The organism is Paludibacter propionicigenes WB4 (genome assembly GCF_000183135.1).
Taxonomy (GTDB): Bacteria; Bacteroidota; Bacteroidia; order Bacteroidales; family Paludibacteraceae; genus Paludibacter; species Paludibacter propionicigenes.
The window spans coordinates 797882-822502 of record NC_014734.1 but is presented as its reverse complement, the minus strand read 5'-3'; the positions used below and the strand labels follow the sequence as shown (position 1 = coordinate 822502).

General features: G+C 38.0%; 15 protein-coding genes. 4 read left to right on the top strand and 11 right to left on the bottom strand.

The genetic code is table 11. The annotated features are described in order from the left end of the window. The first annotated feature begins 49 nt into the window (after positions 1 to 49). A complete protein-coding gene (locus tag PALPR_RS03330; RefSeq protein WP_013444203.1) occupies positions 50 to 457 on the top strand; it encodes a hypothetical protein in 408 nt (135 codons plus the stop codon). A gap of 140 nt (positions 458 to 597) precedes the next feature. After that, positions 598 to 1788 (top strand): THUMP-like domain-containing protein, encoded by a 1191-nt coding sequence (locus PALPR_RS03325; protein ID WP_013444202.1) that lies wholly within the window; start codon positions 598 to 600, stop codon positions 1786 to 1788. Between the two features lie 47 nt (positions 1789 to 1835). Here PALPR_RS03325 and PALPR_RS03320 read toward each other — a convergent pair whose 3' ends face one another. From PALPR_RS03320 to PALPR_RS03270, 11 genes are all read right to left on the bottom strand, one after another. Continuing rightward, entirely contained in the window at positions 1836 to 2570 is a 735-nt protein-coding gene (locus tag PALPR_RS03320) for a lysophospholipid acyltransferase family protein (RefSeq protein ID WP_013444201.1), read from the bottom strand. Positions 2571 to 2775: 205 nt separating this feature from the next. Beyond that, positions 2776 to 4311, bottom strand: a complete 1536-nt coding sequence (locus PALPR_RS03315; protein WP_013444200.1) for an alpha/beta hydrolase family protein — start codon at positions 4309 to 4311, stop codon at positions 2776 to 2778. Positions 4312 to 4404: 93 nt separating this feature from the next. After that, positions 4405 to 5673 carry an SGNH/GDSL hydrolase family protein gene (locus PALPR_RS03310; protein ID WP_013444199.1) on the bottom strand — a complete coding sequence of 423 codons (1269 nt, stop codon included), beginning with the start codon at positions 5671 to 5673 and terminating at the stop codon, positions 4405 to 4407. 43 nt (positions 5674 to 5716) lie between these two features. Continuing rightward, complete coding sequence (locus PALPR_RS03305; RefSeq protein WP_013444198.1) at positions 5717 to 6565, bottom strand: MBL fold metallo-hydrolase; 849 nt, start codon at positions 6563 to 6565, stop codon at positions 5717 to 5719. Between the two features lie 34 nt (positions 6566 to 6599). Then, positions 6600 to 7697 carry a glycoside hydrolase family 43 protein gene (locus PALPR_RS03300; RefSeq protein ID WP_013444197.1) on the bottom strand — a complete coding sequence of 366 codons (1098 nt, stop codon included), beginning with the start codon at positions 7695 to 7697 and terminating at the stop codon, positions 6600 to 6602. Positions 7698 to 7829: 132 nt separating this feature from the next. Continuing rightward, on the bottom strand, positions 7830 to 9302 hold the full coding sequence (locus PALPR_RS03295; protein ID WP_013444196.1) for a glycoside hydrolase family 5 protein: 1473 nt from the start codon (positions 9300 to 9302) through the stop codon (positions 7830 to 7832). Between the two features lie 82 nt (positions 9303 to 9384). After that, complete coding sequence (locus PALPR_RS03290; RefSeq protein ID WP_013444195.1) at positions 9385 to 10911, bottom strand: DUF5605 domain-containing protein; 1527 nt, start codon at positions 10909 to 10911, stop codon at positions 9385 to 9387. A 37-nt stretch (positions 10912 to 10948) separates the two neighbouring features. Next, a complete protein-coding gene (locus PALPR_RS03285) occupies positions 10949 to 13567 on the bottom strand; it encodes a glycoside hydrolase family 9 protein (RefSeq protein ID WP_013444194.1) in 2619 nt (872 codons plus the stop codon). Positions 13568 to 13850: 283 nt separating this feature from the next. Continuing rightward, positions 13851 to 14744, bottom strand: coding sequence for a sialate O-acetylesterase (locus PALPR_RS03280; RefSeq protein ID WP_013444193.1), 894 nt, complete (start codon positions 14742 to 14744; stop codon positions 13851 to 13853). Between the two features lie 49 nt (positions 14745 to 14793). After that, positions 14794 to 16677, bottom strand: coding sequence for a glycoside hydrolase family 97 protein (locus PALPR_RS03275; RefSeq protein WP_013444192.1), 1884 nt, complete (start codon positions 16675 to 16677; stop codon positions 14794 to 14796). A gap of 1188 nt (positions 16678 to 17865) precedes the next feature. Beyond that, positions 17866 to 18675, bottom strand: coding sequence for a LuxR C-terminal-related transcriptional regulator (locus tag PALPR_RS03270; RefSeq protein WP_013444190.1), 810 nt, complete (start codon positions 18673 to 18675; stop codon positions 17866 to 17868). Between the two features lie 731 nt (positions 18676 to 19406). Between PALPR_RS03270 and PALPR_RS03260 the strand changes: the two genes are divergently transcribed. Further along, the gene (locus PALPR_RS03260; protein ID WP_013444189.1) at positions 19407 to 20033 is read left to right on the top strand and encodes a hypothetical protein; all 627 of its coding nucleotides are present in this window, start codon (positions 19407 to 19409) and stop codon (positions 20031 to 20033) included. A gap of 308 nt (positions 20034 to 20341) precedes the next feature. Continuing rightward, entirely contained in the window at positions 20342 to 24418 is a 4077-nt protein-coding gene (locus tag PALPR_RS03255) for an AAA domain-containing protein (protein ID WP_013444188.1), read from the top strand. Positions 24419 to 24621 lie beyond the last annotated feature (203 nt).

Below are 24621 nucleotides of genomic sequence, written 5' to 3'. Positions count from 1 at the left end.
ATATATCGGCTGTACATAAATTTTACTCTCAAAAACAGAAAGATCAGATATGAAAAAACTCCTTCTTTTTATTGTTGTTACACTATCATTCGTTGCCTGTAGAGATTCGAAAGAAATTCAATTCAACTCCATTAATCTAAGTGTAAAAAGCAGTGATTGGGTAGAAAATGTGGATAATCAGGGGCTAAACAGATATTACTCATGCCACTTTAATATGCCTGAAATTACTTCAACAGTATTTAATACCGGTTCTGTAATAGCCTATATTATAGTAAATAACTCAACATCTCAACAGAATTTACCTTATGTTCGTCACTTTGAGAATGCTAACGGAGCACAGTGGACACAAACCATTGATTTTGACTATTCTGAAGGAAGAATAAATATCTATGTTACAAATTCTGATTTTGCAGTTGATCCGCCATCGGCTATGGATTTCAGAGTTGTAGTATTGTAGACAAATAATAAATAGATTTCTGAGGGTGTTTGAATCAAAAATTTCAAACACCTTTTTTTGTGATTTTTCGGCTGCTTCGCTCCCACTCTTCCTGATATAAATTAAATGATGTACTTTTGAAGGAAATTTATTGATGCCGGATGAATAAAGAAACCAGACAATTTATTGAAGAAAATATTGCAGCTGACATACATCAGTTGGCGTTTCAGACTGCACGCTATCCTATGGTAGATATGCCGTTGGCAATCTGTCAGATAAACGGAAAACAGAAAGTCAAATCGAAAATACCACTTTTCTTTAATACAGAAGATATTCTATATCCTGTTCAGTTGTCGCTTGAGCAATCCTCCTCTGAATCAACGGCTAAATACAAATCGAGCTTGTGCGAAGGAAATTCATTAACGGATCTTACCGGAGGATTCGGAGTAGATTGTTGCTTTATGTCTGACGGTTTTAAGCAGGTAACTTACGTTGAACGCCAAAAAGAACTGTGTGAATTAGCTACTCACAATTTCAACGTGTTGGGTAAAAATCAAATTGAGGTGATTCATAGCGAAACGGAAAAGTATTTGTTAAGCATGACTCATGTGGATTGGATATTCGTAGATCCGGCCCGAAGAAGTAGCAGTGGCAAGAAAGTTGTCCTTTTGTCTGATTGCGAGCCGGATGTTGCAGCATTATCAAACCAGTTGCTGGCAAAAGCCACGAGAGTTATGATAAAACTATCTCCGATGATGGATATTACAGCGGCTATACGCGAATTGTCGACCACTTCGGAAGTACATATTATCAGTGTAGACAACGAATGTAAGGAAGTATTGCTTATTCTGAATCAATCTGCTCCTCAGAATATCCGCATAAAAGCAGTAAACCTGCTAAAAAATGAGAAAATTCAGCTATTTGAATATGATCTGAACGAAGAATCATCCGTCAGGGTTACGTATACTCAGGAAATTGAGAAGTATCTCTATGAGCCCAATGCTTCGCTGATGAAGAGTGGAGCTTTCAAGACAATATCTAAAAACTTTGGAATTCATAAACTACACTCCAATACCAATTTATATACATCATCCAAATTATTACTTCAATTTCCCGGAAGGATATTTGAAACAATAAAAACCTGGGGAAATTCCAAAACAGAACACAAAGAATTGGCGCAACATTTACCTAAAGCCAATATTGCAACACGCAACTATCCTATGACTGTGGATGAATTGCGCAAAAAGTTGAGAATAAAAGAAGGTGGAGACACTTACCTGTTTGCCTGTACAATAGCTAACGAACAAAAGGTAATAATAGAATGCCGAAAACATTCTCTACAAGATGACTAATCTTTGATAAAGAAGTATTTACTTCAGATGATGTTTAGTTTATAGAATTAAGAAACAATATCGGCAACAACAGCTTTCTCAGTCATTTCAAAAAGAGTATTGAAGTCATAATCTTTCACTGCAATAGGTTCATGCACAATGAATTTCAACTTGTTACCAATACCAAGAGGAAATGAGCCGTAACGGAAAACCTTCCATGAATTGTTGACGGTGACCGGTACTACTAAAGCATTGGGAGAGTATTTGCACAAAATTTTCAGTCCGTTAGCAGCAAAACTACCTGGTTTTCCATCTCTTGAACGGGTACCTTCGGGAAAAATAACAGCTGACCGATTTGTTGATTCAATATATTCCCCCATTTTTTTCAGCGCAGGCAGCGCTTGTTTGGGGTCTTTCCGGTCAATTAATACAGACCCACCATGATTTAGATTATACGAAACACTTGGGATTCCTTTCCCTAATTCAATTTTGCTGACAAATTTCGGGTGGTATTTTCTTAAAAACCAACCGATTCCTATAATATCATATAAGCCCTGATGATTAGAAACAAAGATAAGTGGTTTGTTTACAGGTAAATCAACTTTATTATCTACTTCGGCAGTTGACAGGTTTACGAGTAGAATGTATAGCAGAATAAAATTCAACATATCCACGCTTTTTTTATGAGCCTTGTAACCAAACAGATTGAAGCAAACATACTGAATTGGGTGAAATAAACAAATAGCCAGAAAAAACAACAGAACTGTGATAATTGAGAGCGGATAGGATATTATTTTTTTCATTGATATAAATATTTTAATCGAATAACCGGCTCGCAAATTTAATCCGTATTTAATTAGAATCGATTTTCACAGAACCGGAAATGTTTGACAAAAATAGTAATTTTTATTTTTCAATGAAAAGATTACTTTACAAAACCCGGGCTTAAATGTGTGATAAAGTACACATTTAAGCCCGGGCATGATGAAAATATGTTTCTAAGTAAGATTATTTCGCTGTTTTATTATACTTGAGCATTTTACTTGCCCAAGGAATAAAATGTTGAAAATTAGGAGCATCAGTATGTCCACCATCGTGTTGTCTCCAGGCTAGTTCACCTTCCAACAAACCGGTTAACATTGGAGGCATTTTTTCCTTTAAATAGTCATTTGAAACGCCGATGTCTTTAACCCCGAGCAATTTAAAAGCAGCTCCTGCTGCAACAGTAGCCATGTAACTGCCTGTCTGATCCAACCATTTAGCATCTCCTTTTTCGGGAATACCATAACTTATAAATGTGAGACGCGGAGCACAAAGTGCTATCAATTCATGTGAATCTACAGGCAGGTCACAGCCTGTTTTGCTTCCGAAAGTTGCTGCAGAAGCACCATATTTCATGTAATTGCCGGCCATCCAATAATATTCACCACCTGTCAGACTTTCAACAGCCTCGCCAAAAACACGACGGTGCAACGTAGCTCCACCTTTGCCTGATGAACCAATCAAACCCACTGCGAACCGGGGTTCAAAAGCCAGAGTTACCAGTGCAGCTTTTCCATAACGCGATACTCCCTCGATACCAACTTTCTTAGCATCAACCAAAGGATCGGTTTCAAGATAGTCTAAAGCACGGGCAGCACCCCATGACCAAGCTCTTAGCGCTCCCCAATCATCGGGTTTGCGTGGTTGTCCTTTGTTTACCAAACCAATGATACCTCGGGTAAGACCTGCAGCATTGTCAGCCTGAATACTGCTGGGATCAACTGCTGCATATCCCCAACCTGCTGCCAATAGTTGTTCGGTTGGAGCTGAATTACCATCAGTAGGCGGTGCAAAAAAACTTGGACCAGCCAGTTTTGTAATTGGCGCATACGCAGGATATTTATCCAGAACAGCCTTCATTTCAGGATTGTTCTTTATCATCATTTCCCTAAAAGCAGCATTGATTTTAGCCAGATCTTCCGCAGAAGGCTGTGCAGGCGAAGGCAATGATGCCGGTCCGAACATGATTAAAACCGGGACAGGTCCTTTGACATTGGTGGGAAGCACCACTACCATATTGATATTCACGTTTATCAAAGGATACTCGGAGTTATCTACATGACCTACCAATTGCTTGGCAATAACCGGAGTACGCCCTACAAATTCTCTGTCTGTAATTTTCACAGTCCATGTTACAGCAGGAATTTTCTTAGGCAATCTGCCATATACCTCACGCTCAAAATCTTCTACAATTTCAGGGCGACGAAGTTTCCACCACATATCAGCCGAAGTTACTTTTTTTCCATTCTTCAAAGTCAGAATATCGGGCAGCTGAGGACATGGATTAGCAATTGATTCGTCGTAATTGGCATGATTAGGCGCATTTTCATTGCCACTCGGTCCGGGGCGTAATGATTTTATGCCCAACTGCTTCATCATATTATCCTGATCTTGCTCTGCTGTAAACGTTACAGGAGATGGATATTTATTTCCATTATCAGTTTGAGCATACGTTGACTTTGCAAGGATAAAAATCAACATTAATAGAATGATTCGTTTCATGGTATTTTCTTTTAAGTTTGCGATTAACTGAATATAAGTAAGAATTATTATCGATGAAAAAGCTCAAATGGCTTCGTTTGAGCTAAGAATAATCTATTCGAATAATTTGAGATCAATAAACTCTCCCATTACCTTGTATCCGGCTTCATTTGGGTGCAGAAAATCGCCCGAATGCAAATCCGGTAAAAGAGTGTTCGGATTTTGAGGATCGCTCATTACTTTTTCAAAATCAATTACTCCATCAAAATTTCCACTGGTACGAATCCAGTTGTTCACGGTATCTCTGATAGGATGACGAAAATCTTTATCGTATGATGACTTTGCAAAAGGCAAAATGGTGGCTCCATAGACTTTAATACCTTTAGCATGAGCTTTATTAATCATTGTTTTGTATGCGTCTATCAAGTCGTTAGCCATTTTTGCTGCCTGATCAGCGCTTCTCACACCTCCAATATCATTAATTCCTTCCGAAATAATCAGCCATTTTACATTTTGTTGTGATAAGATATCACGATCAAAACGAACTGCCGCTGGTTCACCCTGACCCCCTCGAACAACACAATTACCGCCTATACCAAGATTCAATATTGCACGATTTTTAGTTGCCGGATTCTTAAGTAGTCTTTCCGATAAAATATCCGACCAACGGTTGAATTTACTTGTTCCTGAACCTCTTCCGTCCGCAATTGAATTGCCCAGAATGGCTATAGCCGCCGTTGTTTTGGGAGCCATAACATCAATTCCACTTGTAACAAACCAGTGATCGGTAGTAATGGCTTTGCTAAAATCGGCAGTAAGCGGTTGATTTCCTTCCAGTAGGTACGATGTAGTACGCGATGCTGCGTGACCTCCAATTTCGGGTCCTGCATCCCCAAAGCAAATGGTGATAGCTACCTTCATTCCTGGTTTCAGGGGAAATTTAATAGGATCTGAGATCAATTCTTCATTAGATTTGATTGTGACTTCTTCTTTTGCGGCAAATTTCAGAACTTTTGCCGAAGCAACGTCAATTGAGCTTCCGCCTGTTGAAACCGCTATTCCAACTGATTTGAAGGTAACATCGTTTTTGCTGAATAAATTGGTGAAATGAAAACGTATTACGTCTCCTCCAACAGATACACGTACTATTTGGCGAAAGCTATTATTAGCTAAACCCGGTACAGGCGCTCTGTTGTTGGCATCCACAAAATAAGGGGCTGTACTCCATGTACCGACCCATATCTTCGAGGCATCCTTTCTTTTGGCTGCGTTAGCATTGAATGAAAGTACTAAAAACAGCAAAAGAGCTGCAATAAAAGAAAAAGAACTAAACTTAGATTTTCGAGAAACGGAACTAAAAAATGTTTTTGATTGATAAGTCATGATTAATATGCTAGAAATTTATTAAATGTCTGATGGTTAGAGTTTATTTTTCTCTCAGGTTGTTTGGATCATAAGCAACTTCGGCTGTCTGGTATCTACACAACATAGCACCCGCAGTAAATGCCGATTTGTTATACGGTTTAGGTGAACATGTACCGGCTAAAATACTCTTCACACAACCAATTTGATCACTTATGAATGCTTTTGGAAGCGGTTCGTTGTGCCCCGGCATAACAATATCGTATTCATTACTACGCTTTTCAACCTTTTGAAGGCTTTTCAGATAGACTTCTAACGGATAACAATCGCTTAAAAATAGCCATACAACAGTATTGCTATTGTCACCGGCAAATAATATCCTGTTTTGGGCATCAAGCAGGCAGATGCTTCCGTGAGTGTGTCCGGGAACCTCAATAACTTCAAGTTTCCTTCCACCCAAGTTGAATATGTAACCATCTTTTACAGGTGAAAGTGTAGGTGGGGCAACAACTTCACCCGGAAGAACAGTTTTCCTGCGTTTTTCTCTGTTAAAGCTCGCATTGATCATTCCAAAATCGGCCGGATGGGCATAAATTTTAGAAAACTGACTGTCGTTTCCGTCATGATCACCATGTCCGTGCGTATTTACAACAATGAGTGGAAGTTTGGTCAAAGTTCTTACAAAAGTAACTAAATCGCCTCTTCCATACCCCGTATCAATAACCATAGCACTGTCTTTTCCTTCTACCAAGTAAATATTTACAGGAGTATCGGCACTTTCTACTATAGCCCAAACTTTATCGGCAACTTTATTTGCTTTGTATACGCTATTATCTTGCCCAAGCACAACGGGGGTAATCAGATAAAAGAAAACAGAAAAAACCACTAATTTCAAAGATGCTAAGTATTTCATACAGTATGATTTATTATGAGTTGATAAAGTTATTTTAGTCAAGCTTTATATTCATCTTCCAATGCTCTGCAATGGCTTTCAATTCTTTTCTGGTAAGATAAGTTACCGCTCCGTGTTTTGGACTGCTAAAGTTAGTAGTTTTCATAACACCTTCGTTGAAATGTCCTAAGTTTGTATAGTTAATAAAGTCAGTTGTTTCGCTGAATCCCATATTGCTGGGGCGTGCACCGTAAACATCATACATAAGTACATATTTATCAGTGCCAATTCTTTTGAAAACGTTTGGCGCTTCGGTAGACACTTTTTCCGGATCAATACGTCTGGTTTCCGCTTTGTATCCCTGATTAATTTTGTCTGAAACGGCATGCAATACCTTTGCTCCTGACACATAAAACATTTGGTACTGATTGCCCACTTTTGTAATGTCACCATCAAGACCATCGACACCGGTGATAAGTTCAGGTTTGGTTTCCAGTTTTGTAAAATTCTTATCGGTATAAGAATAATAGAGATGGCATTCCTTGTTGTTGTAACGTATTGTAAAATAAACCATCATCTTTTTCATAACCGGATCGTAAACAGTTTCCGGAGCCCATGAACAATCAATGTCACCAAGTTCGGGAAAAGCTTTATCAACGCGAAAATCAGAATGAGTCCAGTGAATGAGATCGTAAGACTTCATCAGCACAATGGCGCGGTTATTTCCCCACCCGTATTTTTCTTGTGGTCGTTCAAATTCCGTATCGCGAAAACCGGCACGTTTACCAAACACATGTAAGTCGGTCATTGCAAGGTAAAAGGCACCATCAGGTCCACGGGTAATGTGTGGGTCGCGTACTCCTTTTTGTTCGGCCAATTCAGTACCTTTAAATATTGGATGACCACCATTTACATCCGTAAAAGTATAACCATCAGTGCTTATAGCAAAATAAGCAGATTGGTTTTGATCTTTGAAATAGACCAATAAATATCCCGCTAAATCTTTCTCATTGAATTTTGGAGCTTTTTCAAGTTTGGGAACAATGACGATACCTGCGGGTAGAGTATCGGTGTTTGCTTTTTGAGAAAATGCGCTTATTGAAACAAATAAGCATATTGTTATCACTGAAATTTGAGAAAAAATATTTTTCATTTGTAGCTGTTTGTTTTTTTATATTAGATGAAACTTATTTATCTGATATTGATTTTTTATTGAATCTTTGATAAACACAAGTTTCAACTTATTTGTCTAATTGTTTAATAATCTTGATTTTGTATTTATTTACTACTTTTCCTTACGAGTCAGTATTTTTTCGAGTCTATCACGTTTTACATAATTTTCAAAGCGGAAAGATTCTGCGACAGCTTTAATTTGTTCTTCAGACAAATTTTTGAATAAGTTGGAATATTCTGGTACAAGTGCTTCGGAAATAAGAATGTGTCTAACCATCAAGTTAATCTGGCTTCTGGATCCTTTTGGATAAGGGTTATAAGAAGGGAATTCCTTGTCAAACATTTGTTCCAGAGGCAAAAGCACCTGACGAATATTCTTATCACTTGATCCCCAGGCATCAGCTCCTAAAGAATCTTTTCGAGCAAGGAATTTCGATACCAACTTCATATAAGGCGTATTCTCTTTTTGATGCATAATGGCTTGTAATCCCATATCTTTATAAAGCCAAATACACCAGCTCACTTTATACTTGTCATAATAAGCCAACTGATCTTTGAGTATCTGATATCTCATTTCATCTTTCTTAGGATCACCGGTATAAACAGGTCCGAATTCGCCTACCCAAATCGGAACTTTGTGTTTGTACATAAATTCACTCTTCTTCAGATAGTCATATTCCAGCGTATCTTTATCATAATACCTTTTACCTGTGTAACCCGGATAATCGCCACCATTGATAAATCCGGGAACTGCATAATCGTGGTTGGTATATACCACATTGTCCCAAACTTCGGTAAACGGGCTAAAGTCAGCAGCATATTTATCTCCCTCAATAAATAATATATGATTATTATCTATCTTTCTGATAGCGTCTTTTAAACGCTTGTAATAAGGGAGTAGCATTTTGCCGGTATGATCAGCCGGTTCATTAATTAAGTCATAACCTGCAACCCATGATTGGTTTTTATACCGTTTTGCAATAGCTTCCCATAAATGCACCGCCCTGTCCTGAAAATCTTTATAAAGCCACAAAGAAGCCACATGAGTGGGATTATCGCTATGCCAGTGTTGGTTTTGGGCACCAGGTAAAGCATGAAAGTCTATGATGGTATAAATCTGATTTTTAGCGCATAATTCTATTACTTTGTCGAGATAGGCAAAAGCAGTTTCTTTATACACACCCGGATTCATATCATCTTCAAAAAGTCGATAATTGATAGGAATGCGCACCAGATTCAGACCCAAACTGTGAATGTACTGAGCATCGGGTTCCGTGAAATAACTTTTAATGAAAGTATCGAAATACAAATTATATTTTTTCTCTCCCATTGCCTGCAATAGCCCATCGCGCATGGTTTGCTCATTGGCAGGATAACCGTCAATGAAATTCTCCATGTGAAGCATCCCTCCTAACCCAAAACCGCGCAGACAAATAGTATCGCCTTTTTGATTGACAATTTGATCTCCGGAAACTTTTAGCATATTCTCGGCTGAGCCAATTTCATTTTTTCCGGCTTTTGAACAGGACGAGAACAGGAAGACAACCTGAAGAGCTAAAAGTAGAAAAATCTTAGTGTGTTTCATCGTTAATGTATTATTAAATAGTTAGTATATTTCAATGTAAATGAGAAATTAAAGTATTCCAAATACTTTTATCGGTAGAAGTTTACTTATTAATCTTAGTAATTCTCAATGCAGTAAAAGGTTTTTGTGGAAGTTGAATCAAACTTTTCCCGCTGAATTCACCTTTAACCGACGTAATTGTCATGTCCCAGGCATTAATTATTTCAACTTTGTATTTAGATTTCTGCGGTAAATTGACAATCTGACTGCGTGGCTGATCCAAATTATAATAGTTCAGGTAGTATTCATCTTTATAGGCAACAGCAGAATATGGCATCCACCATTCATAATTCACCACAGGGCGCAAATAACCCGGTGCAGATTCTATTATGTTTTTCAGGAACTTTATTCTTTCCTGACTTTGCCCGCGGAGCACTCCTCCTTTTGACCACCACAAAACATCGCTTGATTCATTTCCCCATTTGACAGGATTTTCGGTAACATAGGTTTCTCCATGCCCTACATATCCTCCATTGGTAACTCCACGCCAAAACTTATTCACCATTTCTTCGGCAGTCAGGTTTCCCCACGACCAGTTTATGTTTCCTTCGTATCTGCATTCATCGTATACTACCGGTTTTTTGTATTTTCTCCTTAATTCCTTTGCTTTAAAAGTTTCATCGTTCTGGATACTGGCATGAGTAAGTAAAGGGTTTGTGTGGTCGTAAACCTTACTGCCGTTGTGAATACCGCGCAGGTGATTGTATGGATCTTTTTCGGCAAATAGCTTTATAAAATGATCCCAATCTTCCATTGTTTTTTCGTTCATGAAATCATATTCGTTGGCCATGCTCCACCAAACGTTTTTATAGGAAGCAAAGCGGGCAATGATATAATTGATATAAAGATCATCCGTTTTTCGGTTCATGCTTTTGAAACCCCAACGGTCGTAAGGATGAAAAACAATTAAATCGGCTTCTATGCCTAATGAATCTAACTGAGCTATTCGTTTCTCAATATTCTGAAAATACGCCGGGTTAAATCGTGTATAATCCCAGGCAGTTAACGGTTTGCCTTCGAAAGGATATAAAGCCGGCTCATTCTTGTTCCAGTCATAATCTTTCGGAAAAATACACATGCGCATTTTATTGAAATAGCCGTGCGAAAGGGTTTGCAGGGTCTGTTTGGCAAGACTATCGCCCTGATGAACCCAGGCATAGCAGGTAGTACCAAACGGATAATAAGGTTTATTGTCGGCATAGGCAAAATTGAAAGTATCTTTCACCACAACCGGTCCATGATTATTGGCCGCATTGGATATACATTCAAATTTTCCTTTTTTATTCCGAAGCGATTTTACGTTACTCGTTGTAACATACGTCCATGAGCCGGTTTCCTGCGGCATAAACCGTATTTTATAGATACCATTTCCATCGTAAAAACCGCTAACCGTTTTTTTGATTGCTCCGTTGCTAAAGTCGGCACTTACTTGCACGTCTACAAAAGGATTTCCACCGGAAGCTCCTTTTAAAACAATTTCAAACGTACGCCATTTTTCAACTTTTAGCTGAGCAACTAAAGGAACAGCCAGGAGCAGCAGTACTAAAATAGTAGTTTGTCTGATTTTCATATTCAATATGTTGTAATGTGTTTTAAATTCCACAAAATTATTTTCCGGTTTCTTTCTGAAGAATATCATTCACCAATGCTGACAAGTAGATATAACCGGCACAACCATCAACTACCACTTCATTCTCGTACCAGATAAATGGCCAGTTTTCCTGATTCTCATAAAAGTCAGGTTTAATCAAATAGTTACCCGGCACCATGCCCCCCGGAATGGAAGTAAAGTCGGCACGATTGTTACCGTAAGTTACTCTTTTAGAGTTTACACCTACGCCCGATACAAACGAGATACTGGATGCCGGATGACAACCCAATACATAATTCAGACCACGTATTGCATATTCCTTGCTAATAATATCGGGGAAGTATTGATGAAGTTTGGCATTATTGAGAGACCAATCGACCATAGCAAAATTACCTCCCTGAGAATAGAATCCTCCTTGACCAAGAGGTACACCATACGGATTGGTAGTACTGATGGAGTCCAGTTGTTTACTTGTATTAATGGCCTGCAACCTCAAATCATTTTTGTAATCATCTTTCATATACGGTATTGCTTTCAACAGGGTTCTCATTGAACCGGCGCCAAACGACATTCTTCTGCCGGCACCCAGATTATTCTTTACTGCCGGCCATATTTTTGTAAGATAATCGGAGTATTTTTTGTCCTTGGTTGCAAGCAGCAACTCTATTGTCAGATTGGCCTCCTGTCCTACCGACATCGATCTTCTGAAATCTACCGGAAAATCAGCCATATCACCTGAATTCTGATTTTCAGTTTTTTTAGCGACATTCTCATTCCATACTTTTGTGGCTATTGCAAGGCATTCGGCAGATAAACTGTCGTTATACGATTTCAAGGCTCTGCCGGCAGCTGCTAATGCAATGGCAGATCCTATATCGCCCGATGGACTCGATGTGGTAAATGCCCAGCGGTCGTCCATAGTACCTGAAGTGAATCCATCTTTCTGAAAAGGTTTCAGGTTGGGATTATAAATCAAACCATCTGTCAGATTACCTGCATCGCCAATCATATTATACTGCCATAGGTGTGGTTGTACAATCCCCCGAATGGCATGTCCAAAAGCTCTGAACTGTGCAACCAGCGCCAGAGAACCATGTTCAATTTGTTGTAATATATCAGGCACTCCGTCCGGATGATGAATGGCCACGTACTTACGGTCTTTATCAACCATAGTTTCATCGCGCATGATTTTCAAGTCTTCCCACGCACTAACGAGATAACCAATCACTGTATTATGCGAACCGGTCTGAATATCAAAATCACCGGCATCGAACCAGCCACCGATATTTAATCCGGGAATGTGTTCGTAAGGTTTATATTTGGTTCCTGTGGTATGTCCCATACGATAACCGTCGTGGATTAGTGTATCGGTCGGAGCCTGTAGTGCATCATCCTGATGTGGATTGCCATGCCAAACACGGTATGCTTCTTTTACAAACATATGATCCATTTGCACCGGAAGCCAGGTGTCAAGGGTCGGATGCCAAATGTTATCGTATACGTTTTTTCCTACCGGAAATGGTTCAGAAGCGTAAGTTCCGTATTGTATTTTATAAATTCCAGGTTGTTTGACAGACGAAAAATCAAACTTAAAGTAGTTGTAACGCATAAATTTACCGGCATTAGCCAAATTGCCTTCAAGCACTTTTACTTGTTTTCCATCTTCGTCCATGCGATATAAAATAGCTGTTGGCAGTGCTTTATCATTCGGATCGATTTCAATAACAGCTACTTTTTGCTGATCGGGATGATAACCTACCTGTGAGTGCGAAATTACAGGTTCTTTTATCCATCCGTCAACGCTGTTTGGCGTAAAAGACCATTGAACTACATTGCCTGTTTTTCCGGCCGGAATAACTTCACGCACTACCAACCAACCGTTGGATGCCAGATTACGTCCATCTACCAATCCTATTTCACCGGTAGATGATGCAATACTTACCAAAGACTTTGGATCGTCAGGCGACAATACGAGTTTTTTGCCCTGAGCAAATGGCGTGGGTTTAGCATAGGTATTGCCAAAACGCTCACTGGTTAGCAGATTATTGAATTGAGGGATTTTTTCTGAAAAAGGTTCAGCAATCATTTGACCTGCTGCCACCTGTGGGAATATACCTACCTGATTATCCATCAAGTATGTTTTTTTGAAATAGACAGCCGGAAGAAACTCAATGTTCATACTTGCTTTTCCTTCCAGTTTTTTGGGTAGCGGTTGATCGAGAATGACGGTTATCAAACAGCCGTTGTCTTTTCCTTCAACCTTTATTTTGCTGGTAAAGTTGAATTCTTTGTAAAACAGCGTTATCAGAGCGGTATTGCTTTTGGCATCTATCACACGGCTTGTTACCACGGGTACCAAATCCCATTGTTCGGGAGTAGGACTAAGTCTTACTGCACCACCCGTAACCGTACGGACACCGTGCTGAATCATTTCAATACCATTTACTTTTTCATCAAAAAAGCCACCGGCATTGTATGAATCGTTGTATATCATTAAATCTACTCCGTGCTTTTTAAACACTCCCAACTCATTCAGTTTGAATGCACTTTGTTGAGCTGAAACAGCTAAAGCCTGAAATACTACTAACAGGAAAACAAACAGGGCTTTCCCTACATACTGATTTGATTTTTTCATGTGTATTATTTAAATATGGTTTACTTGCTCTCTATCACCGGAAAATCGGGTAGATCATGTTTTCGTGCAAAGATTAACCGGCTGTTTCAAAAGCCTGATATGAGTTGGTTCTACGAAAAATGAGGCTGTCCGATAAGCGTTTTTTTTTGAACGCAAATAGCACAAATTTTTGCCAATGTCACTTTTATAGATGCCGATATATCAGCAATTTGTGTTTAGTGTCGATTTGCGGTTTTTGTGGTTTTTGCGTTCTTTTTTTCTTTTGAGACACCCTCAATCTTGTTTATTTTGAGCTGTCAGCAGGCTGAGCAGCAGCGGCTTCTTTGTATTCGAAACCCTGAATTTTGAGCATCTGGATAGCATAGCGTTTTCCAAACTCACGCATTCCGGCCGTGTTGAAGTGGAACTGATCCGGTGATCCTTTTACCCCTTTGGAAGAAATGATATAAGAGTTAGGAAGAGCCTTTGGTAAATAGGCCAACACGTCGGTGTTGAAAGCAGCACATACACCATGTTCTTCGGCGCTTTTTAATTCACCCGCCAGAAAAGGAACATCTTTCGCTTTTAGGTTTAAGTCCTTAAGAATATTGTCGTAAATGGCTTTTACTTTTTGTGGCCAGGCCTTGTCGTTAGGATTCGATTCGCCCTGATGAAGCAGAATGCCCTTGATTACGCCATCCTGTTGAGCTATTTTAGCCATTTCTATCAATCGTTGGTAAGGATTGCCATCGTATTGTTTGCAAATGTTTTGCATCCAACCGGCAGCACTGTCCAGGTAGTTTTTATATCCTGCTTTGTCCCACAATTCAATTTTAGCACCGGCTACCGATACATTGATTACACCCACGCGGTATTCTTTTGGAAGATTGGCAACCATGGTACGACCAAAGAAATCTACCGGTCCCATACCATTTTCAGGGCGGTTAATCGGAGGTGTAGCTACATACCAATTGCCTTTTACGCGGTTCAGTTTGTTATTATCCACAGCGGCAAGCATCTGGAATCTTTCGTCCACCACTTTGTCTTGTTCTTCAGGACGTGCTCCTGCTTCCATATTGGACTGACCAAAACAGAGATAAATAAAGAATTTAGGATCAGTTTTTTTGGCTTTTTGAGCAAATGTTCCGGAAACGGTGATAAACATAACCACCAGGATGATACTAAGTTTTGTTTTCATATGTATATTGATTTTTAAATATTAAGCTGTAATAAGGCTAAATCCGGATTTAAAGACGAGCTGCAAATCCACCTCCCGGTACTAAGGAGATAGTCAGTACATCCTTGGGCGATACGGTTTTCTCCTGACGATCAATGCTGGTATTGCTCGCTTTATCGTCGTAAATCAAGGTAGCCTTTGTTGATTTTTTGAGGAAATTCAAATTGATCTTTACCTCTCTTTCAGTACCACCATTCATTACACCTATCCACCAACGATCCCCTTTACGACGGGCAAAAGCCACTACTTCACCCATGCTGGTGCAAGGCAATACTAGGGTCTCGTCCCATACAGTAGGTATTTCCCGGAATAAGTCCAGCATGGGGCTTTCCAGATAGAACTTATACTGATCGGTAAAATGCGTAATCGGCGAAAGATATACTATGGCTTGAGAAAACTCGTGCGCCCAGGTATATTTCTTAGACGTAAGTTGTTTAGGATCCAGTATTACCGGAGTAAAATCGGCAGCCCCGGCCATATAACGGGTAAAAGGCAGACATACATCCTGCTCGAATGGAGCTACACGTCTGTATCTAGTCATGTGATATTCGTTGCCACGCACAGCTTCGCGTGTAATGTCCATAGGATATGTACGGCGTAAACCTGTTGGTTTCACACTACCATGAAAATTCAGGAGTAATTTTAATTCGGCGCAATCTTGTGCTGTGGCCATATACCATTGCATGATATCGGAAGTAGCATCGGGTATAAAGTCAATCTTGATTCCATCGGCACCAAGCGCTTTTACTTTTTCTAAATACGTGCGGCGTTTATCACCTTCGCGCATTTCTTTAGAATCGACCCAAACAATGGATTTCACGCCCACTGTTTTTCCATAAGCAATCACTTCGGCAAGCAATGCCCACTGGTCTTTATCTTCTTTGCGCCAGTTACGCCAACCATCGTCCACCAGATAATATTCCCACTTTAGTTTTGCAGCAGCATCGTACCAGTTTTTCTGATCATCGTATCTCGGACTGCCAACACTCCACCATTGCCACAAGCAACGTCCGGGTTGTACCCACGAAAAGTCCATACCGTTGGCAGGAGCCGGACACAGGTTCATCAATAAGTCCGAATTTACAAGGTCTGTCATATTTCGGGTAACTATAGTTGTACGCCACGGAGACACCGATTGATTAAGATAGGTTCCGTTTAGCACCAACGGTCCGTTATCGGGTCTGCTTTTTATTTCCCAGCCTTTTTTGGCGAAAGGAAAATCGGCTTTCAGCAGATGACCTTTACGCACGAAAGCCAAATCGGAGAAAGTTTCGCAATCTGCTTCGGAGACAGACAGGTAACATCCGCCAACCTCAAAGGTAATGGGACCCATTATGGTTTTATCGGTAGGAATGCTGTCAAGCTTAGTCACATAACTCAATGCTTCGTAGCTCTGACTAAAACCCGACCACGCAACCTTGCCTGTTTTGGCGGGTAGGTTCCAGGCAGTCATTTCGCCGTTTATATATTTTGCTCCTTTGGGCAAGGTATAACGTATAGCAACACCATCGTTGTAAACCCGTACAATCAGTTTATACGCTTTGCCCGATGCTTCAACAGCGATATCGGCTTCATTGGCACGATTGCGAACCAAAGGGTGATTTCCTACAGTAGTATAAGTCTCATCTATGCTTCTGTACAGGGTTTTCGACGTTATTTTGGATTTATTGCCTAAATCAATACTGTCCACAATCAAACCCAGGGGCGATGGGGCTAATACCTGTACGTTTTTTGAATAAATTGAATAAGATAAACGTCCTTCGGGGGTAACAGAAACCAGCGCGGAAAGCTGTTTGTCAGGACTTTGAATTTTTACTTCTTTTTGAGCAGACACAGCAACCGTTCCGGAGAACAAAAAGAATGCTGCAAGAATTACGTTTCGTGTTTTTTTCATTATTGATTTAATTGGTTTTACGTAAGTAGTTGCTAATATTTAATGATCTGTTTTAGCACAATAGCACACATAGAAATTATGAGAGAAAAAGACTTAGGCCACATAGTAAAAGTATCTGACGATACTTTTGCTCAGTCTGAAATTATCCCGCATTCGGGATAATGCTATGTGTTTTCTTAGACTTATATCTTCTATTTAAAACTAGTGTGAACTATGCGACAAAAAAACATATCAACAATAATTCTCATTTACTTACTTATTTTCAAAGTGTTCCGAAACCGAAGAAAATACTGTTTTCGGACACGGATTGTTCGTTTAATTATTTTTTTTCAAAGATAAATACTATTCTTTACATCCAAGCATGTTTTTTATACTGCAAAAGTTTTTTTTCCTGTCGGCGACTTTTAGTCATGGAATAGCAATGATAAGGAACAGAATATCAAACAGTAAATAGTATTCGTAGTGCATTTATAAAAAGAATAGCTTTCATATTGGGGTTTTACCCCAAACCCCACTTCATTTTTTGGCTTGAACCAAAAAACGAAGCAAAAAAGTTCAAGACTTTGTCCGCTTCACTCGAAAAACTGACGGTCGGAAAGCTAAAATCCCCCAACTCCTCCCTGAGGTCGTCAAACAGTGGGTATTTTAACGCTTTCCTTCCTTGTTTTTAGCTACGCTGACCGTTGGTTCGGCTCATCGGACAAGGTCAGTCCCCGTCAGGTTGGATGAAATCTATAAACTCTACTATAAAATAAAATCTATCTATTAAATGCACTACGGGTTCAATAGTATGTTTTTGTAGCAGCTGATCAATCAAAAACATCTCCTGCCTGACATACTGCGAAAAGCGGTTTTAGCCACGATTTTATCCTTATTACAGACTAATGTAAACCCAAATGGTTTAAAAATATTGCTAAACTTTAATAGTTGCTTTTGTTCCTAAAAATGCGGTAGGATTTCCCCTGACAATGTTTTATTGTCCGTAGGGCATTTATATTATTTAAACGGACAGGTCGCGACCTGTCCCTACAGGAGGTTTTTGGAAATAATAGATTAAACGATATTATTAGAGATGGAATATAATACAATACGGTTCAATCATTTGGTGTGGGTTTGTAGGGATTGGTCGTGACCTGTCCAGGGACGTAACCTAATGTATTTAATCATAATTACCCCTGCCACCCCTTATTACACCGTTTGCATTTGTTGAGCATGCATTATACCCAGCTGTTTGGCAAACAAACAAGCCTGTTTGGTAGTTTTGATTCCGGTTTTGCTATTGATATTTCTCCAGTGTTTGGTAATGGTGACTTCGCATCTATTTTGTTCGTCGGCAATTTCTTTACACGATTTCCCCTTATTGACTTCCCGCATAATTTCCATCTCCATGTTGGTAAACATAAAGTAGTCCACCCCTTTGAAAAGCTTGCTCTTTTTGAACAAATCTGTCGGATATACGTGTATCAGTCTGAAGAGGTTATCATTTTTGAGTGACATGGTCTCGCACAGCCTGTGGTTTAGCACCACCAGTTCGGGTTTTCCGCTTTCAACGTTCGGTATGATACGGTAACTCACTATAAAAAAAACATATTCGTCGCGCACATTTCTTATACGGTGCACGTACGACAAGAAAAACTTTTTCACTTCTCTCTTCGTAAGCGTATGAACAAACTGTATGGAGTTTTTGATTAGTCGCAATATAAACGTCAGATCATTGGGGTGTGTAAGCTTTATCCAAGAGGCCGAATAGAGTTTCTCACCGGCAGGTATAACCGAATGTCCCAACATAGGTTCGTAGATTGAATGGTGTGAGTAGAAGTTTCCGGTGCTTAGCTCAAACAGCGACTTGCTGCAATCGGCAATGTGTAGTTCCAAATCGTAGGATTTAGATAAGATAAGTTCATTTTCTACGATGGTCGGATCGGGCGTCGCGGTGTTGTAAATAAACAATTCTTCCAGTTCAGCCAGTAGTTGGGCGATTTCTTGTTCTTTGTTCATAGTAGACAGTATTAAAGTTTCTGGTAATTAGCAAATAGGAATATTAGCCCCACCGCCGAACCGCATAAACACACTACCACCCTTTCACGTAAGCAAGTGCTTATCATCATTCAGTCAGGCTTATATCTCGTTTGCAAAAATAAAACAAATATTTAATAACAATATAAGTTTTCAAAATTAATTAAAAAAATACTCCTTTTAGAGTATTACTTTTCTCCTTTTTTTGTCATTATTTTACCCCCGAAAACAAAACGTTGTTTATGAACATCGTGCTGTAAGATAAAAAACGCTTGCTCCTGTAACAGAACCGGGCTACAGGTTATCAGTATCTTACGGTCAGTGTCAGTTTCTGTCCCGTTGGATAAAGTAAAGGCATTTTCCTTATAAGTAATGGAGCATTCCTTACAATGAATGGAGTATTACTTATCATTAATAAGCTATTCCTTACAAGTAATAGAGCAATCCTTATAATTAATAAGCTAATCCTTACAAGTAATGGAGCATTCCTTATAATGAATAGTGCATTCCTTACAAGGAACAAGGTATTACTTATCATTAATAAGGTATTCCTTACAATGAATAGAGCATTCATTACAAGGAAAAATACAATAAAGCCCGGTAAGTGCCTGTGCAGATGGATTGATAATGTATTGTAACCATCAGTAAAACAATAGATAATAAAGCATCAACAGTTTTCTTAATAATAATACTCACTTAAAATCAAAAAAACTATGGCAAAAGCAAAAGTAATTGTCGATTTTTCAGCTAATCGCTATTCGGATTTGGAATTGAAAAACACAGCAGAAACTATCGGAGAAAATTTACTGCACACTCCGCAGTTTCAGGGTATGACTGAAATAGCCAACAACATCAGAATTCAGGCAGCTGATTTCGGAACGTGGTTAATACAGATGCGCGATGGTAACAAACAGGTTACGCTCTCCAAAAATCAGTCGAGAGCTCTTTTAGAAGGATTATTAAGCACGGCAGCCGTCAAAGTGCAGGATATCAGTAATGGCGACGAGAAACTGATACTCGATGCGGGCTTCGAAGTGAAACGTAAACCTGCTCCGGTGGGCTTGCTGGAGCGTCCGGCAAATGTGGTAGCTAATCCCGGCCCAAGACGTGGAAGTTTGGAAATATCGTGGGACGTGGTACCGAATGCACGTTTGTATGAACTTGAGATTATTGAATCTCCTGTGACCGATAAAAGCGTGCGCCAACGCCTTTCAACTACCAAACATAAAATGATAATTGATGACCTGATACGTGGACAGGCATATTCTATAGCGGTAGCCGGTGCCGGTTCAGACCCCGGACGCGTATGGAGCGATGCCATTATCAGCTATGTAATGTAACATCAAGCTTTTACACCCACCGCACCCCTACCCTACAGCAAAACCGTTCTGACACTGCATCAGAGCGGTTTTTAGTTTTGATAATTTCTGCAAAATTACAACTTGTTTAAAACTTTTTCTGCTAATTGTGTTAAGCAGAAAGTTTTTTTTGTATTTTTGGGGCTGTGAAGATTAATGACAAGGGATAAGGTGGAAAAAACCAGCTTAATAGAGAAATAAGTGCGACGGTGTCGTAATATACAGAGATGTTAGAGGTAAGTGTAATAAGACAGAAGATTCTCGCAAAGTAGGACTAAAAAAGCATGATTATGATAGACATAAATTTCATACAAGCATTACGAGACAAACTCAAAGGAGGAAATACCAAATCAATACATTTGAATGCTTTGCCTGGACGTTATGCAACAAGATTAGATTTGTCTAACCTGAACATTATTAAACCTGAATTTGCTAATGAATTCTTAAAGTTATTATTTACAAAAGCTTGTTTTGAATTTAATATATCATTTGACAGCATAAATCTTAGTAAAACTTCATCTGAAGAACAGAAAAAATTGAGTATTCTTTCGAAACGACTGAATTCGCTAAATTATGAGAACGATGACAATTACAAAGAACATGGAATTAAAACGTTTAGTTTTGGTTATCCTTTGTTGGTGAAACCTTCAAAACAAGACCCAAGAAAAATTATAAAGGCTCCTATATTTATTTGGCAACTAGAAATAGTAAAAGCAACAAATAAAGTAAATACTTGGTCAATTCTAAGAAACAAAGTTCGTAATTCAAATGGAAGAATTGTAGATGAAGAAATACATTCAGTTGGCTTAAACGAAGTACTTTTATCGTATTTGAAAACTGACGAAAATATATTAATCCCTCAAATCAATGAAGAACTCTTGGAAGATGCAATTATTGATAAGACTGAATTAATTGATGAATGCTATAAAATAATAAAAGCACTAAACCCAAATACAAACCAAGAATTCAAAAATGAATTAATTGAAAAACTGAATGAACCAATTAAAAACATTCCCGAATCTGCTTCAATTGAGTCAGCTTCGAGTAATTTGCCTTGGATTTACTTTGGTGGTATTTTTGGTTTATTTAGAGCTCAAAAAGAAAGTATAATTGGTGATATAGATAGAATTATTGAAAATTATTCGGACTTTCAGTTTGACAAACTAATTGTTGAACAATTTCCAGGAACTGCACACAGTGCAGTGCAAACTGACCCAAGCCAACAAGGAATTTTATCAACCCTCAACTCGAAACCACGCAAAATAATACAAGGTCCTCCCGGAACTGGGAAAAGTCAAACATTAACAGCGCTTATTACAAATGCTTTAGCAAACAATTTAAAATGTCTTGTGGTGTGCGAAAAGAAAACAGCATTAGATATCATTAAACATAATCTTGAAAAAGAAAGCGAACAAATCGGAGCACTTGCCGCAGTAATTGAAGACATTAATAAAGATAGAGATGGTATTGTTAATTCAGTTCGCGACAGGCACAGTAATCTTTCTTCTTATAATAACTTTAATACAGCAAATTATGATTTTTTGATACAAAACCTTGAAAGCAAGGTTGGAGCGTATAACAACCAACACAAACAACTTGACAGGAAAATTTTTCACGGTAAAAAATGGACTAATCTAGTTGGAGAGTTTCTAAAATACGAAAGTAATGTAGAAATAGGCGAATTAAAATACAAATTAGATTATAAACAGTTTAAGTTCCAAGAAGATGAAAATGAACTGTTTGAGTTTATTGGAAAAATTAAGACTGCTCAAAAACTATTCTTAGAAGTAAAAGAGCTAAATCACCCATTAAATATTCTAAGTGACAAACTGTTTAATGATGAAAGTTCAAGGGCAGTTCAATTGAAATTAGAGGAGAGTTTTTTACAATATCCCAATAGATTAGAAGAAATCAAAACAGAATTAAGTACAAACCTTGACAATTACAAGAACTGGCTTGATAATCATTATTACGAATACTTTAAATCATTAATTTCCGAAATCGAAATCTTTAGTTCATTCGTTTCAAACGCAGAAAACCAATACGGTGAAATCTTCTTAAAAAATGACTCATTCACAAAAGCATTAATCAACATTTTAAGTATTGTTTCCAAAAAACATAAAAGTATCAAAAACAATAGAATACTTTTAATAGAAAATATTGGTAAGATTAAAGCAGTAAAACAGACATACAGCTATTTTGATCACAATTTTATTGAAATTGAAAAAGAAGAAAATTTTAAATCTGGAATAGAAGATATTGAGCATTTAAAAGATTCAACAATTGCTTGGTACAACCAAATTGAAAATATCAAAACAGATTATTTGAATAGTTTTAGTTCAAGCAATTTACATTCAAAATATGTTGAATTTGAATCACATATTAAGGTTGTCGAGAATCGTTTTGATGCGTTAATTACAAATATAAGTGATGCAGATATTTTTGAAAATGAACCTTCCAAAAGTAACACACATAATGAACGTATTAGCTCATTAAATCAAGTTATTTCTTCATTTGATATTGTCAATCAACACATAAAGGAATTTAGGGAATATTACGAATGGAGAAAATTTTTCCTTGAACTGACTGATTTGCAGAGAATTGTTATTAAGTCATTAATTGAAATCAATAGCACTAATTGGATTGTTCAGTTTGAAACTTGGTATTTTTACTGGCTGCTGTCAATTAATGAACACAAAGATTTACCTAAAAATGAAGATAAACTTAATGAAATTGTTGATCATAAGAATGATTTAAGAATTGTACAAAAAAAGAACATTGTAAATGATTGGTCTGAAAAACAATATTGTGCAGTAAGAAATGCTCAAAACAATGGAGTAAACATGATTAGTTTATTTAATAAGAGAGGTGCAAGAGGCGAAAAGCGTAATTCATTACGTAAAATTATACGAACTGATTTCAACTTATTTACAAGTTTCTATCCAGTATTGCTTATTAGTCCAAGTGTTTGTGGTTCGATAATTCCATTAAAAGAGGGACTTTTTGATGTCGTTATTTTTGATGAAGCTAGTCAGTTAAGAATTGAAGATACATTTCCTGCTTTGCTCAGAGGTAAAATTAAAATTATTTCGGGTGATAGTCAACAAATGCCACCTTCTAACTTCTTCCAAGGCGGGAATGCAATTTTAGCACCAACTGACGAGGATAACGAAGACGAAACAAATTTTCACTCAGAAAATGCAAAGATTAAACATAGCATAGATTTAGCTGATAGCGAATCATTATTAGTTTATGCGGAAAATTGCAATTATGAAGCTTCATTTTTGAAGATTCACTATCGTTCCCAACACCCTAACTTAATTGAATTCTCAAATCATGCTTTTTACGGCAAACGACTCATCCCAATGCCTGCAAAGCAAGAATATAAATCTATCGAGTATATTCAAGTAGCAGGTTTATATGAGGATTCAGTAAATCTTGACGAGGCAAAACAAGTAATTGATATTTTATTGAATAGAATTAAGCCTCTGGCTAATGGTAAATATCCTTCTGTTGGTGTTGCAACATTCAATTTGTATCAACGAAATCTTATTCTTGAAGAAATTACAAAAGCTCGTCAAGATCCTGCAATTGATAAGAAACTTTCATTGTATGGCTCTGATTTTTTTGTGAAAAATCTTGAAAATATTCAAGGTGATGAGCGAGATATTATTATTCTCTCTACAACTTTTGGCAAAAGAAAAGATGGTAGTTTCAGACAACTATTTGGACCAATTTTACAACAAAATGGCTTCAAACTTTTAAATGTTATTATTACAAGAGCCAAACTCAAAATGTTTGTATGTACTTCTATCCCAGAAGAAAGAATAAACGAATATCCAACACTATTAAGAGAAAACAAAAATACTGGGCGAGCTGTGTTTTATGCTTATTTGGCGTATTCAAAAGCAATAAGTGAAAACAATATTGAAGTACAGAAGGAAATTTTAAAACTATTGTATGACAATTGTGAATCAAGACAGTATGATAATGAGTATAATTTAGGCTCTGAATCTCCATTTGAGGAAGAAGTATTTAATCGCTTAGCTGCAAAAATTGGCGAAAATAGAATTCAGCAACAATATAAAATTGGTGGTTTTAGAATTGACTTAGTGATAAAATCGAAAATAGCGCTAAAACCAATTATTGCGATTGAATGTGATGGAGCAGAATATCACAGTAGCAATGAAGCCTATGCTTGGGATATTTTCAGAGAAAGTGTTATAAAGCCTTACGGCTTTATATTTTATAGAATTTGGTCAACAAACTGGTGGTATTCTGCAGAAAGAGAATTAAACAAACTTGTTGAATTCATTGATAGACTTGACAGAGAAGAATACGAGAAAATTAATTTATCCCCTCGTTAAGCGTAGCTTAGCATAAGATGTTGAGTGAAGTGTCGAACAACTAACCTCTGCCCCTAACCACGTTCGGCTGAGCTCACGTCGAAGCCTAAAGGGGAACAAGAGCAAGTTGCCAGACGAAAGTAATTAAAATCCCCTTTAGGGGTTTGGGGTGGATTACATGATAAGATTTACAAGGCAGAGTCTTGTTTTAAATGTATACAATG

Excerpts from the sequence above, each read along its gene's own strand:
- PALPR_RS03305 (WP_013444198.1), bottom strand. The coding sequence starts at position 6,565 with ATGAAATACTTAGCATCTTTGAAATTAGTGGTTTTTTCTGTTTTCTTT.
- PALPR_RS03270 (WP_013444190.1), bottom strand. The coding sequence starts at position 18,675 with ATGAACAAAGAACAAGAAATCGCCCAACTACTGGCTGAACTGGAAGAA.
- PALPR_RS03290 (WP_013444195.1), bottom strand. The coding sequence starts at position 10,911 with ATGAAAATCAGACAAACTACTATTTTAGTACTGCTGCTCCTGGCTGTT.
- PALPR_RS03320 (WP_013444201.1), bottom strand. The coding sequence starts at position 2,570 with ATGAAAAAAATAATATCCTATCCGCTCTCAATTATCACAGTTCTGTTG.
- PALPR_RS03260 (WP_013444189.1), top strand. The coding sequence starts at position 19,407 with ATGGCAAAAGCAAAAGTAATTGTCGATTTTTCAGCTAATCGCTATTCG.
- PALPR_RS03255 (WP_013444188.1), top strand. The coding sequence starts at position 20,342 with ATGATAGACATAAATTTCATACAAGCATTACGAGACAAACTCAAAGGA.
- PALPR_RS03315 (WP_013444200.1), bottom strand. The coding sequence starts at position 4,311 with ATGAAACGAATCATTCTATTAATGTTGATTTTTATCCTTGCAAAGTCA.
- PALPR_RS03285 (WP_013444194.1), bottom strand. The coding sequence starts at position 13,567 with ATGAAAAAATCAAATCAGTATGTAGGGAAAGCCCTGTTTGTTTTCCTG.
- PALPR_RS03325 (WP_013444202.1), top strand. The coding sequence starts at position 598 with ATGAATAAAGAAACCAGACAATTTATTGAAGAAAATATTGCAGCTGAC.
- PALPR_RS03330 (WP_013444203.1), top strand. The coding sequence starts at position 50 with ATGAAAAAACTCCTTCTTTTTATTGTTGTTACACTATCATTCGTTGCC.
- PALPR_RS03295 (WP_013444196.1), bottom strand. The coding sequence starts at position 9,302 with ATGAAACACACTAAGATTTTTCTACTTTTAGCTCTTCAGGTTGTCTTC.
- PALPR_RS03310 (WP_013444199.1), bottom strand. The coding sequence starts at position 5,673 with ATGACTTATCAATCAAAAACATTTTTTAGTTCCGTTTCTCGAAAATCT.
- PALPR_RS03300 (WP_013444197.1), bottom strand. The coding sequence starts at position 7,697 with ATGAAAAATATTTTTTCTCAAATTTCAGTGATAACAATATGCTTATTT.
- PALPR_RS03280 (WP_013444193.1), bottom strand. The coding sequence starts at position 14,744 with ATGAAAACAAAACTTAGTATCATCCTGGTGGTTATGTTTATCACCGTT.
- PALPR_RS03275 (WP_013444192.1), bottom strand. The coding sequence starts at position 16,677 with ATGAAAAAAACACGAAACGTAATTCTTGCAGCATTCTTTTTGTTCTCC.